This window comes from uncultured Roseovarius sp., from assembly GCF_947259555.1.
Lineage (GTDB): Bacteria > Pseudomonadota > Alphaproteobacteria > Rhodobacterales > Rhodobacteraceae > Roseovarius.
This window is the reverse complement of the sequence record NZ_CAMYMD010000009.1, coordinates 1-13,674: the sequence shown is the minus strand read 5'-3', so window position 1 is coordinate 13,674 and position 13,674 is coordinate 1. Positions and strand designations below refer to the sequence as shown.

Below are 13,674 nucleotides of genomic sequence, written 5' to 3'. Positions count from 1 at the left end.
ATGCACTTGGCTGCAATACTGCCAATAAGTCCTTAAAAAGTGAATGGTGACTGTGGCCTCTCCCACTCAACTCCCGCCACCCCCATCAATCAGCGCCCCGATAATCGCCTTCGCGCTCTCGCTGTCCCAATGGGCGTCGCCTTGCAGGCGGGCGGTCTCGTTTCCTTGCGGGTCGAGGATCACCGTGATGGGCAGGCCGAAGACGCCCATTTGACGCGCCAATGCGCTTTTGGGGTCGCGGTGGAGGGGCAGGTTGTCGACCCCGATCTCGTCAAAGAACGCCTTCATCGCCGGGGGCGGGTTGCGGCCGGTGGCGATGGTGACGACGGCAAAGTCCTCGCCGCCCATTTGGGTTTGCAGGTTCGACAGCATCGGCATTTCCACCCGGCAGGGCGCGCACCATGTGGCCCAGAAATTGAGCACGACATGCTTGCCCTGATACTCGGCGAGCGTGGCGGTGGAGCCGTCCTCACGCTCGAACTCCACCTGCGGCGCGGGCTTGGGCGCGGAATGGAACATCAGTTTCTTCATGTCCCCCTCGCGTAACGCGTTGAGCGCTGCGGTATCGGCCACGGCGGCGTTTGCACCGAGGGCGAGGGCCATATAAAGGACGATCTGACGAATGGTTTTCATAAATCCCTCCGAAGGGCAAAAGACATGACTGACACGACCTCGAACCAGATGTGGGGCGGCCGCTTTGTCGCCGGGCCGGATGCGATCATGGAGGCAATTAATGCCTCGATCTCATTCGACAAGCGGATGGCGGCGCAGGATATCGCCGGGTCGCGTGCCCATGCCGCCATGCTGGCCGCCACGGGTATTGTCAGTGATAAGGATGCCGAGGCGATGAGGGAAGGGCTTCTCACGGTCTTGTCAGAAATCGACGGCGGGGATTTCACCTTTTCCGCGGCCCTCGAAGACATCCACATGAATGTCGAGGCGCGGCTGAAGGAGATCGTGGGCCCCGCCGCCGGACGGCTGCACACGGGCCGGAGCCGCAACGATCAGGTGGCGACCGATTTCCGCCTCTGGGTGCGCGATCAACTGGATGCCGCCGATGGCGCGCTGGTGGCGCTGATGCGCGCGCTGGTCGCACAGGCTGAGGCGGGGGCGGATTGGGTGATGCCGGGCTTCACCCACCTGCAGACCGCGCAGCCGGTGACCTGGGGCCATCACATGATGGCCTATGTCGAGATGTTCGGGCGCGACCTGAGCCGGGTGCGCGATGCCCGCGCGCGGATGAACGAATGCCCCCTGGGCGCGGCGGCGCTGGCCGGAACCAGCTTTCCGATTGACCGCGAGATGACGGCGCAGGCGTTGGGCTTTGACCGGCCCTGTGCCAATTCCCTCGATGCCGTCAGCGACCGGGATTTCGCGCTGGAGTTTCTCGGCGTGGCGAGCATCTGCGCCATGCACCTCAGCCGCTTTGCCGAGGAGTTGGTGATCTGGTCCTCGGCGCAGTTTCGCTTTGTCGCCCTGTCGGACCGGTTTTCCACCGGGTCGAGCATCATGCCGCAAAAGAAAAACCCGGATGCAGCGGAGCTCATTCGCGCCAAGGTGGGGCGCATTTTCGGCGCCAACGTGGCGCTGATGATGGTGATGAAGGGGTTGCCCTTGGCTTATTCCAAGGACATGCAGGAGGACAAGGAGCAGGTTTTCGATGCCGCCGACAACCTGATGCTGGCGCTCGCCGCGATGGAAGGCATGGTGCTCGACATGGCCGCCCAAAAGGCCAATCTGGAGGCCGCCGCCGGGTCGGGCTTCTCAACCGCGACAGATCTGGCCGACTGGCTGGTGCGGGTGCTCGATATGCCATTCCGCGAGGCGCATCACGTCACCGGCAGTCTGGTGGCCCGCGCCGAGGCCAGGGGCTGCGACCTGCCCGACCTCAGCCTTGACGAGATGCAAGAGGTGCATGGCGAAATCAATGCGTCGGTCTATGATGTGCTGGGCGTGCATAATTCGGTGGCCTCGCGGATGAGCTATGGCGGCACCGCCCCCGAACAGGTGCGCGCGCAGGTGGCCCGTTGGAAGGAGCGTCTGGGATGATGAAGCGAATGGCAGCGGGCCTTCTGGGTCTTGCGGTATTGGCAGGATGTGGCGTGGACGGCCCTCCGGTGCGCCCGTCGGTCAATACCACGGTGAGCGCGGGGACAGGCGGCGTACATGCGCGCGTCGGCACAGGGGTCCGCGTCGGCGGCGTCAATATCGGCGTGGGCGTGGGCCTATGAGATGGCTCTTTGCCGCGCTCGCCCTCTGGGGGGCGATCCACCCGATGTATTACTTTCTCGCCTGGTTCAGCGAGAACGGCTTTGACGTTGGCGGCATGGTCGAGGCCTGGCATGCCAACGCGGCAAGTTCGGGCCTGGTCTGGGATCTGACCATCGCGGCGGTGGCGCTGACGGTCTGGGTGCTGGTCGAGGTGGTAAGACACCGGCACTGGGTGGGGCTGACCGCGATCCCCGCGACCTTCTGCATCGGGGTCAGCTGCGGCTTGCCGCTCTACCTCTTCCTGCGCATGTCGCGAGAGGTCTGAGGGCCGGATTTGAGTATTTTTGGAACGATGAAACGGGGCGGGACAGCACGTGGATCATTTTCTCTATCGTGACGGCGTGTTGCACGCCGAGGATGTGCCGCTCTCGGAGATTGCCCGCGCGGTGGGCACGCCGTTCTATTGCTATTCCACCGCGACGCTGACGCGGCATTTCCGGCTGTTCGACGAAGCGCTGGACGGCATGGATCATCTGGTGTGCTACGCCATGAAGGCAGCGAGCAATCAGGCGATCCTGCGCACGCTGGCAGGGCTTGGCGCGGGGATGGATGTGGTCTCGGGCGGCGAATACATGCGCGCCCGTGCGGCGGGCGTGCCGGGCGAGCGCATCGTCTTTTCCGGCGTCGGCAAGACCCGGGACGAGATGCGTCTGGCGCTTGAGGGCGGCATCCGTCAGTTCAACGTCGAGAGCGAGCCCGAGATGCGCGCGCTGAGCGAGGTGGCGGTGCGCCTCGGGGTGGTGGTCCCGATCACCGTGCGGGTCAATCCGGATGTGGATGCCAAGACCCATGCCAAGATCGCTACCGGCAAGAGCGAGAACAAGTTCGGCATCCCGATTTCACGCGCCCGCGCCGTCTATGCCGAGGCCGCCGCCCTGCCGGGGCTGGAGGTGATCGGCATCGACGTGCATATCGGCAGCCAACTGACCGAGTTGGAACCGTTCCGCCAAGCCTATCGGAAGGTGGCGGACCTCACCGAGCAGTTGCGCGCCGAGGGGCATGACATTCGCCGTCTCGATCTGGGGGGCGGTTTGGGCATTCCCTATACCCGCTCGAACGAGGCGCCGCCTCTGCCCACGGAATATGGCGCGCTGATTCGCGAGACATTGGGTCATCTCGGCTGCGAGATCGAGATCGAACCGGGGCGGCTGGTGGCCGGGAATGCCGGAATTCTGGTCAGCGAGGTGATCTATGTGAAAGAGGGCGAGGGCCGCGATTTCCTGATCCTCGACGCGGCGATGAACGATCTGATCCGACCGGCCATGTATGACGCGCATCACGATATCGTTCCCGTGGTGGAACCGGCCCCCGGCGTCGAGCAAACCGCCTATGACGTGGTCGGCCCGGTCTGCGAATCAGGGGATACCTTTGCCAAGGGGCGCATGATGCCGCCCTTGGCCGAGGGCGACCTGGTGGCGTTCCGCAGTGCCGGCGCCTATGGCGCGGTGATGTCGAGTGAGTACAATACCCGCCCCCTGATCCCCGAGGTTCTGGTGCATGGGCGTGACTTTGCCGTGATCCGAGCACGCCCGACCTTTGACGAAATGATAAATCGCGATACCATCCCTGAATGGCTCTGACGCGATGCGCGCGTCGGGCCGAGGAGAGGCGCGGCAGATGGCACAGACGCGAAACCCCCTGAATACCATGATGGCGCGGCTGCGGCGGCCCTTGCTGCTGACCTGGGCCGGGCTGATCGCCGAGCGGCTGGTGCAGGCGTTCTGGCCGGTCTGGAGCCTGTCGGCGGGGGCGGCGGCGCTGGTCATGCTGGGCGTGCAGGACATGTTGAGCGTCGAGGCGGTGTGGACCGGGCTGATGCTGGGCGGTCTGGCGCTGGTCGTCTTCGCGTTGCGCGGTGCGTCGCGGTTCCGCTTCCCGACCCGGGGCGAGGCGCTGGCGCGGCTTGATGCGACATTGCCGGGGCGGCCCTTGGCGGCACTGGCCGACACGCAGGCGGTGGGATCGCAGGATGCAGGATCACAGGCGCTCTGGCGCGCGCACCAAGAGCGGATGGCCGCGCGGGCGGCCGAAGCCAAGACTGTCGAGCCTGATCTGCGTCTGTCGCGGCAGGACCCGTTCGGCCTGCGCTATGTGGCGCTGCTGGGGTTGGTGGTGGCGCTGCTATTCGGCTCTGTCTGGCGCGCGGGCTCGGTGGCCGAGATGGTGCCCGGTGCGGGCAATGGCGCGGCGCTCGCCTCTGGCCCGACATGGGAGGGCTGGATCGAACCGCCCGCCTATACCGGCTTGCCGAGCCTTTATCTGGCCGATCAGGCGGGGCAAATCCGCGTGCCCGAGGGCAGCCAGATCACCCTGCGATTTTACGGTGAGGCGGGCGCGCTCAGCCTGAGCGAGACCGTGTCGGGCCGCGCCGGTGACGTTCCGCCCGCGACCGGGGCGGAACAGGAATTCACCATCGCGCAGGATGGCGAAATGCGCATCGATGGCCCCGGTGGCCGCAGCTGGCAGATCGAGGCGATCACCGATGCCGCGCCGGACGTTCGGGTGCTGGAGGGCGAGGCAAAGACCGCTTTTGACGGCCAGATGAGCCAGCCCTTCGAGGCACGCGACGATTATGGCGTGGTGGCCGGGGGCGCTGTCTTTGAACTGGACATGGACCGCATCGACCGGCGCTACGGCCTTTCCACGGAGCCCGAGCCGCGCCAGCCCATCCGGCTCGATCTGCCGATGCCGCTGGCGGGCGACCGGAGCGAATTTACCGAGACGCTGATCGAGAACCTTTCCGAGCACCCCTGGGCGCATCTGCCGGTGACGCTGCGGCTGCGGGTCGAGGATGCGGCGGGGCAGGAGGGGCTGTCGGAGCCTGTCGAGATGGACCTGCCCGCGCGGCGGTTTTTCAACCCGATGGCGGCGGCAGTTATCGAACAACGGCGCGATCTGCTGTGGTCGCGCGAAAATGCGACGCGCGTGTCGCAGGTGCTGCGGGCGGTGTCCTACAAGCCGCGCGAGGGGCTTTTCCGCTCGGAACAGGCCTATCTGCGGCTGCGGGTGATCCTGCGGCAGCTTGAGGCAATGACCGACAGCGGCGGCGGGCTTAACGGCAATGAGCGCGACGAGATCGCGCAGGCGCTGTGGGATCTGGGCGTGCTCTTGGAAGATGGCGATGTGGGCGATGCACTGGAGCGGATGCGCGCCGCGCAGGAACGGCTCAGCGAGGCGATGAAAAACGGGGCCAGCGAGGAAGAAATCGCCCGCCTGATGCAGGACTTGCGCGACGCCACGCAGGATTACCTGCGCCAGAAGATGCAGCAGGCGCAGCGCGACGACCCCGAGAATAGCGGCGACCAGCAGAGCGCCGAGAACATGATGCAGATGAACAGCCAGGATCTGCAGGACATGATGGACCGCATCCAGGAGCTGATGGAACAGGGCCGCTTTGCCGAGGCGCAGCAGGCGCTGGAAGAGTTCCAGCAGATGATGGAGAACATGCAGGTCACCCAAGGCCAGGGCCAGCAGGGCCAGTCACCGGGACAACAGGCGATGGAGGGCCTCTCCGAGACGCTGCGCGAGCAACAGGGCCTGTCGGATCAGGCGTTCCGCGACCTTCAGGAACAGTTCAATCCCGGCGCGCAATCCGGCCAGTCGCAGGGCAATGAGGGCCAGAGCGGCGGCGAGGGCCGCGGTCAGAGCCATGACGGCCAGCCGGGCCAGGGTGGTCAGCAGCAGGGTCAGGGCGGCGAAGGTCAGGAGCGCGCCGAAGACGGTCAGGGCGGGCAAGGTGCCGAAGGCGACCTGGCCGACCGGCAAGAGGCTCTGCGCCGCGAGCTGGAGCGGCAGCGGCAGGGCCTGCCGGGGCTGGGCGGCGAGGCCGGAGAGGCCGCGCGCGAGGCGCTGGAACGGGCCGAACGCTCGATGCAAGGGGCCGAAGAGGCCTTGCGCAACGACGATCTGGCCGGGGCCATTGATGATCAGGCCGATGCCATGGAGGCGCTGCGCGAGGGGATGCGCAACATGGGTGAAGCAATGGCCAATCAGCAGAATCCGGGCGGGCAAGGCGATCAGGAGGGCGCGCCAGGACAGGCGCAGGCCGACCCATTGGGTCGCGAAGCCGGTCAGGGCCGCCGTGCGGGCACGCAGGAGAACCTCTTGCAGGGCGAGGACGTCTATCGCCGGGCCCGCGATTTGCTGGATGAGATCCGGCGGCGCTCGGGTGAGGGCGAGCGGCCCGATGTGGAACTGGATTATCTGGAAAGATTGCTGGACAGGTTCTGATCGGGAATCGGCTTTACGAGAACGGTCTGCGCTATGTCCCGCCCCGGAAAACTTTCCGGGGCGTTTCCTTTTTCATCGGAGGCGCGATTGCCGTCAGTTGATCACGCGCTCGATGAGCGGCCGCCACCTGTCTTCGTTTTCCGCAGCCCACTCTGCCGCGACATCGGCGACCGGGCGTCCGTCGCGCTCCACCGCGACCATCAAGGCGGCCTGCGTTTCATTGCTGATCTGGAAATCCTCCAGCAGAAAATAGGCGGCTGGCCAACGCGTCTTGAAACCATGCACCACCGATTTGACAGAAGTGAGAGCAGGAAATCCGCAATCTCCGATTGCCTCAGGATTCGGACCCCAGCCGGCATCTTCGTAGCACGCGGCCTCGGCTGTGGGCAGATCGACAAAGCGCAGGTCATGCGCCGCGACGACCCAATGCGGCTGCCAGAACATGGCCAGTGCCGGTGTGCCTTCGATGCTGGCCTCAACCAGTGTGTCAACCAGTGCCTGTTCCGATGTGGCCGGTGCCGCGTCGAACGGCAGCGCGAGGGCGCTCACCAGATCTGCGCCGGGCCCTTCCCACTCGACCGGATAATCGGTCAGAAGCGGCATGCCGCCGTCCGTGGCAAAGGATGCCGCACAATCGCGCAGAGCGTCCAGTGCCGGCAGTCCCGGACAGGTAGTCTCCATGTGCGCTGGATAGGCCAGCCCCTCGACAGGCGCGACCCCAAGCTCGCCCAACTCGATGATCTTGCGCTCGTTGACCAGATCATTGAACGAGGGCGCGGCATTGGCGGGCCAGACTTCCAGATTGGCGTCGATATTACCTCGGTCCATCTGGCGAAATACCGAAAGTTCGTCAGCCGCCACAAACTCGACAGTGTATCCGGCAGCCTTGAGCATTTCGGCCGCGACATGCGCCGTGATCCGAGAGCCGGTCTGTTCCGTAAGTGCGAGCTTTATAGGCTCTTCGGTCTTGCCCAGGTCAGCGGCCGTGGCCGGCAGGGCTAACGCGCAAAGAGCGAGCGCGCAACAGGTTGATTTCATATCAAACTCCTTGGTCAAAGAGAGGGCAATCGGCCCTCTGAAAGCGTAAAGCGGGCTGATCGGGATAGGCCGTGTTGAAATAGCTGACATGAGTGATGTGGGGTGGCCTCCCGATTCATCGCTGAGGATAGCATATACCGCCGGCACCGCATCTTTATTCGTAGGTGAGCGCAGTTCAGGCTATGCCTGATCGACGGCTCCGCGGTACCAAAAGCGTCCGTAATTTGGCGATGCCATCAGACAGGCTTGGAGCTTACGCAGAAAACGCCTCTTGGTGCCGGGCGTGTTCAAGAGCAATCACGTTTCTGTTGGGGTTCTGCAACATTGGTGGATGTGCCCTTTGAGAGGGCGCTTGTCGTTGCTGCGCAGTGTTCAGGTTGGGAATAAAAGATGAGATAAATTAGAATCTTGCGCGAAAACTCCATTTGTTACACACTTAATTATCATTTCAAGTGCGAGTCGTTCAATTTTGTGTGGGCGGCAAACTTAGGGGGAAGTAACATGGCTTTGAGTTCGTTTTTTACGTTTTCCGGCAGGGGCAACTGGTCGTTGGATGCAACATCCGGTAGCCGCGACAACGGAGGCGACATCTCTGCGGTCGTACCTGAGGGGTCAGAGGTCGTAGCGGCATTCCTGCACGCGTCGGACTTTTCCGGGTCAGCCGATCCAACGGTGACACTCTCAAGCGGTGAGCAGGCGATCACGGTGGAGAACGACGATGGCGACGGTATCACGACGCCGAACGAATTCATCTCGCTCGGAGTAACAAGCGGGTTTTCGCTACAGGCTCATCGCGCGGACGTAACGGAATTTGTCAGTGGCGTCATCGGCGACGGAGATGTTGATCCATTCACATTCAGCGTCTCAAATATGGGCAGCAGCATTGACGGCTATTCGCTTGAAGTCATCTACTCCAATCCGCAGGAGACCGAGCGCACCATTGCGTTGTTTGACGGCTTCACCAATCAGGATGGTGATAATTTCAGCCTCAATCTCAACGACCCGCTGATCGTCGATGACAATCTTCAGGTTCTGATGTCGCTCGGCATCGGCTTTGGCTTCCAATCCGGGAACTCGTCGTTTGACCAGCAGTCGAATGTCGACATCAATGGCGAGCGTCTGACCTCATCGGCAGGGGGCTTTGACGATGGCAGCTCCGGGAATGGGGGCTTGATCACCATCGGCGGCCTTGGCGACGATCCGGCCAACCCCGAAGATCCCAACGCGCTGCCAGCCGGCGATACGCAGGAAGAGATCCAGCGTTCGGATGACGAGCTTTACGACCTTGCACGCGACGGCTTCCTCGTAACCGGTGACCGCCTCATTCTCGTCGAGACGCTCAACCCGTCGAATGATGACAACATCTTCTTTGCCGGTTTCAACCTGACGACACAGGCGTCGATCGTATCCGAGGGGAACAATGCCCCAATTGCGGTGGATGATGGTGGCAACATGGCACCCGGTTTCACCACCGACCGGGACAGCCTGATCCTGACACCCAGTGTGCTTATCAATGACAGTGATCCCGACCCGCTCGACGTTATATCGGTTGTCGGGTTCGAGGGCACCAGCCCGGTCAATGTGGGCGACACTCTGCTTTTGCCCTCCGGCGCAGAGATCACCCTTGGCGCAAATGGCTCGTTCTTCTACGATCCGAACGGGGCGTTTGACGCCTTGCCCGAGGGGCAGGACGCGACCGACAGTTTCACCTATTCGATCAGTGACGGCATCCTGACCGATACGGCGACCGTGACCATCGACGTGAAGGACCCGGACCCTGCGCCGGTTTATCTGACGATCAGTGATGCCAGCGTGCTCGAAGGCGACTCGGGCTCTGTCGATATCTCGTTCGATGTGAACCGGTTCGGCAATATGGATGTCGATGTTGATGTTGACGTCGAGGCCTTCTTCGATCTCTTCTCGACAGCCGACAACGCGGACATGGCGGTCAACCTGCCCACGGTGGACATGACCACCATCAATGCGGGCGCGCCGAGTGCAACAGTGACATTCTCGGTCGCCGGTGACGACGTGCCTGAGCTTGACGAGACGTTCGCCGTTGAAATCATCGACGCGATTGCTTCTGATCCGAGTGTTTCGGTCGAGGCGCTGTTTTCCGGGGCCGAGTTCGCGACGGGCACGATCATCGATGACGACATCGTGCGTGCGCCGCCGCCACCCCCGGTCGAGGCCGACATCTTTGGTGATCCTCACCTGACCACGCTCGATGGCCTTGGCTATGATTTCCAGGCGGTGGGTGAGTTCACCTTGCTTGAGTCGACATCTGGCGACCCGATCAACGTGCAGGTGCGCACCGAGCCGATCAACGATGCGGTCTCGGTCATCACAGTCATGGCGATGGATGTCGATGGCAGCCGCGTTCAGATTGATGTGGCCGGCGATCCGGTGCTGACAATTGATGGCGAGCCGACCGAGATCAATACACTCGACGGCCCGGTCGATGTGGGTGACGGTCAGATCTTCTTTGACGGTGAGACTGACGAATATACGGTCGTGATGCCATCAGGCGAGCAAATCAAGGTGGGTCTGTTCGATGGCTATATGAACGTCTGCGCCTTCCTCAACGAGGACCGCGAGGGTGGTTCGGTGCATGGTCTTCTGGGCAACGCCGACGGCGACACCAGCAATGATCTCGCGACACGTGAGGGGAATGTGCTGACCCAACCGGTGGATTTCGACGTGCTCTATGGCGAGTACGCGGACAGCTGGCGGATCACGGATGACACTGCGCTGTTTGATCGCGCCGAGGGTGAAACGACGGCTGATTTCCAGGATGACAGCTTCCCGCGGGTGATCCTCACGCTTGACGACCTTCCGCCGCAGGTTCTGGCCAATGCAACGGCGATCGTGGACGCCTCGGGGCTGACCGATCCGATCCTGCGCGAAGCTGCGATCCTCGACGTGGCGCTGACCTCCAACTCGAGCTTTGCGACCAGTGCGACGCAGCTCGCGGCAACCCCGACAGAGGAAACGGCACCGCAGAACACGCCCGCGCTTGGGGCGACCATCGGTGTGACCGCCGCGTCGCAGGCCATCAATGAAGGCGATAGCGGAGAGCGGACAGCACTCTTCGAAATCTACCGGATCGGCGATGCGTCTGGTGAGCTTGATGTCGAAGTCGCATTTGGCGGCACTGCCGACGCCGATGACGTGTCGTCCTCGCTCGATCCGGTGACGGTGTCCTTTGCTGATGGCGAAACCTCTCAGAACGTCTCTGTCGTCATTACAGGCGACGAAGAGTTTGAGCAGGACGAAACCATCAGTGTCACGATCGACGTCGAGGGTGCAGCGCGCGATACGGTCGCCATTGTCGGCTCAAGTGCCAGCACGACCATCACCGATGACGATGCTCCGGTCGCAGATGATGAGGCCAATAATCTCGTCGGCTCGAACGGGGATGATACCATCCAGGGCCTTGGCGGTGACGACGGCGTCTTTGGCCTCGAGGGCGATGACGCGTTGAGCGGCGGCGACGGCGATGACAACATGGGCGGGGCCGAAGGCAATGACCTTGTCAATGGCGATGCCGGCAATGACAACCTTGGCGGCGGTCCCGGCAATGACACCATGAACGGCGGCGAGGGCGACGACTTCATGGGCGGCGGGCTTGACGACGACCTCATGGATGGCGGTGACGGCAACGATGTGGTCAATTCCTCGTCCGGCAACGATACGCTCGATGGCGGCGCAGGCAATGACACCATGGGCGCCAACATCGGTGCGGACGAGGTCAATGGCGGTGACGGCAATGACGACATCGGCGGCGGAACGGGTCAGGATACGATCGACGCAGGCGCTGGTGATGACAGCGTTGGCGGCGGCGAAGGCAACGACGACATCCTCGGCGGTGACGGCAACGACTTCCTCGCCGGTGGCGGCCGTGACGACACCATCGACGGCGGCGCGGGCGACGACTCTATCAACGGCGGTGACGGCGATGACGATATGACCGGCGGCGATGGCGCGGATGTGTTCGTCTTCAACTTCTTCAAGGACGGCGATAACGATGTCATCACCGACTTTGAGGACGGCACCGACAGCTTCCTGATCCGGACCACCAACCTCGAAACCGGCGAGGCAAATATCGACAACGGCGGCAACGGTCTGTCGGGCTTCCTCGACGCACTGAACATCACCGATGTCGAGGGCGGCGCGCAGATGGATATCGACGGGCACCTCGTGCTGGTCGAGGGCGTCGCCGCGGCGGATCTGACGCTGGATGACTTCTCGTTCATCGGGTGACGCAATCCGCCACTTCAAGAAAACACGGGGCACCGATTGGTGCCCCGTGTTGAGTATGTGCCACGCTGTCCGGCCTGTGATCCCGTCTATTAACGGGTGCCGACCGGGAATTTTTTCAACAGCGATCAAACTCAGAATATCAAAATGGAGCGATCATGTTTCCTGACGCGTTTGACATCACGAGCATCGAAGATTTCACTGCAATAAACGGGCTTTTGGCCTCTACTGCCGGGTTTCTGGGGGAGCAGGAAATAACCTCGGCTTTTTTGGTCGATCCTGAAGGTATCACGGTGGGTGAGTACCTGGGTATCCTTGATACGGCTGAGCAGAACCTGCTGGCCACGGATTTCAGCTTTCTCCAGAGCGTGATTCCCGATGTGCGGACACAACTCGAAGCGAGCATCACCGCCGATACTTTGCCTGATGGTGTGACCGTCGATGAAGCCATTGATCAGTCGATTTCGGTGCTACAATCCATCGCCGATGGTGACACCAGCTTTGTCACTCAAGGATTTGACACCATCCGAAGCCTGCTGGATGGCGTTCCTGAGGAGACGCTCCTGTTCGACGCTTTCCAGATGGACGGGCCGGATATCCAGTTTCCCGATATCATTGAAGATTTCATCGGCGGCCTGCCGGCGTTTTCTTTCGATATCCCGCCAGCCTGGGTCTCGGGTGATCCGCATCTGAGGACGCTCGACGGGGCCAATTACGACTTTCAGGCCGCCGGTGAATTTGTCCTGCTTCGTTCGACCGACGATCAGGGCTTTGAATTGCAATCACGGATGGTGCCTGTCGGCGAGAACGTCAGCGTGAACCAGGCGATCGCCACCAGCGTCGACGGCTCGCCCGTGATGATCGACTCGGCAGACGCCCAACCGCTTCATGTCGATGGCAATGCGGTTGCCCTTGACGATGGCGACGCGCTCGACGTGGGCAACGGGCGCATCTTTCGGCAAGGTGACAGCTACACCATCGTCTATCCCGGCGCTGATGGCGAGGTGGGAGACGGCGACAGTCAGGTGGTCGTCCGGGTGCGTGATGGCCGCCTAGACATCGATGTGCGCCTGAATTCAGAATTGCGTGGCGCACTGGAAGGATTGCTTGGCGACGGCGACGGCAACCCCGACAATGACATTGCACGCGCCGATGGTACGGTCCTCGCGCAGCCGCTGGTGTTCGAGGAGCTCTATGGCGGGTTCCGCGACGATTGGCGTGTCACCAATTTTGGGGATAGCCTTTTCAGTTATGACTCAGGTGAAAGCCCGGACGGCTTCTATCAGGCGGATTTCCCCGGTGAGATCGTCTCTCTCGACACATTGGACCCCGATGTGCTCGCATCCGCGCGGCAGGCGGCTCTGGACGCTGGGCTGCAGGAAGACAGCGAGTCCTTCGAAAATGCGGTTCTCGACTTTGCCCTGACCAACGATTCCGGGTTTATTGCCTCGGCGCTTGATGTTCCCGTCACCGATCTGGGCACTGAGCAGGCCGATTTGCTGACCGGTAATTCAGGGGATGACGTTCTCGACGGCCTTGGTGGGGATGACGGGATCTTTGGCCTTGCGGGCAATGATGTGCTGAGCGGCGGCGACGGCGATGACAACATGGGCGGTGCTGAGGGCAACGATCAGGTCAACGGTGATGCCGGCAATGACAGCATGGGCGGCGGTCCCGGCGATGACACCATGAACGGCGGCGAGGGTGACGACTTCATGGGCGGCGGCCTTGACAACGACCTCATGGATGGCGGCGCGGGCAATGACGTGGTCAATGGCGGGCCCGGCGATGACACGCTCGATGGCGGCACCGGCGCTGACACCATGGGCGCGAGCTTTGGCAGCGACGTGGTTAATGGCGGCGATGGCAACGATG

At 62.5% G+C, this 13,674-nt stretch carries 9 protein-coding genes; 7 read left to right on the top strand and 2 right to left on the bottom strand.

Annotated elements, in window-relative coordinates:
• Positions 1-66: 66 nt before the first annotated feature.
• Positions 67-633 (bottom strand): TlpA disulfide reductase family protein, encoded by a 567-nt coding sequence (locus Q0X85_RS01380; RefSeq protein WP_297767990.1) that lies wholly within the window; start codon positions 631-633, stop codon positions 67-69.
• A gap of 24 nt (positions 634-657) precedes the next feature.
• Here Q0X85_RS01380 and argH point away from each other — a divergent pair, with 24 nt between their 5' ends.
• From argH to Q0X85_RS01355, 5 genes are read left to right on the top strand one after another with little or no spacing between them, the layout of a single operon-like run.
• Positions 658-2,049, top strand: coding sequence for an argininosuccinate lyase (gene argH / locus Q0X85_RS01375; protein ID WP_297767987.1), 1,392 nt, complete (start codon positions 658-660; stop codon positions 2,047-2,049).
• Positions 2,046-2,231: an argininosuccinate lyase gene (locus Q0X85_RS01370; protein ID WP_297767984.1), complete on the top strand. Its 186-nt coding sequence runs from the start codon at positions 2,046-2,048 to the stop codon at positions 2,229-2,231. The genes argH and Q0X85_RS01370 overlap by 4 nt, the downstream gene beginning before the upstream one ends.
• Positions 2,228-2,536: a DUF2834 domain-containing protein gene (locus tag Q0X85_RS01365; protein ID WP_297767982.1), complete on the top strand. Its 309-nt coding sequence runs from the start codon at positions 2,228-2,230 to the stop codon at positions 2,534-2,536. Before Q0X85_RS01370 ends, Q0X85_RS01365 begins: the two co-directional genes overlap by 4 nt.
• Positions 2,537-2,585: 49 nt before the next feature.
• Entirely contained in the window at positions 2,586-3,851 is a 1,266-nt protein-coding gene (gene lysA / locus Q0X85_RS01360) for a diaminopimelate decarboxylase (protein WP_297767980.1), read from the top strand.
• A gap of 37 nt (positions 3,852-3,888) precedes the next feature.
• Positions 3,889-6,501 carry a TIGR02302 family protein gene (locus Q0X85_RS01355; protein WP_297767977.1) on the top strand — a complete coding sequence of 871 codons (2,613 nt, stop codon included), beginning with the start codon at positions 3,889-3,891 and terminating at the stop codon, positions 6,499-6,501.
• Between the two features lie 93 nt (positions 6,502-6,594).
• Here the strand turns inward: Q0X85_RS01355 and Q0X85_RS01350 are convergent, their stop codons facing one another.
• On the bottom strand, positions 6,595-7,539 hold the full coding sequence (locus Q0X85_RS01350) for an ABC transporter substrate-binding protein (protein WP_297767972.1): 945 nt from the start codon (positions 7,537-7,539) through the stop codon (positions 6,595-6,597).
• Between the two features lie 501 nt (positions 7,540-8,040).
• On the opposite strand from Q0X85_RS01350, the gene Q0X85_RS01345 reads away from it, so the two are divergent.
• Positions 8,041-11,802: a VWD domain-containing protein gene (locus Q0X85_RS01345; protein WP_297767970.1), complete on the top strand. Its 3,762-nt coding sequence runs from the start codon at positions 8,041-8,043 to the stop codon at positions 11,800-11,802.
• 155 nt (positions 11,803-11,957) lie between these two features.
• Positions 11,958-13,674 (top strand): VWD domain-containing protein (locus Q0X85_RS01340; RefSeq protein ID WP_297767968.1); only part of this gene is annotated, 1,717 nt, incomplete at its 3' end.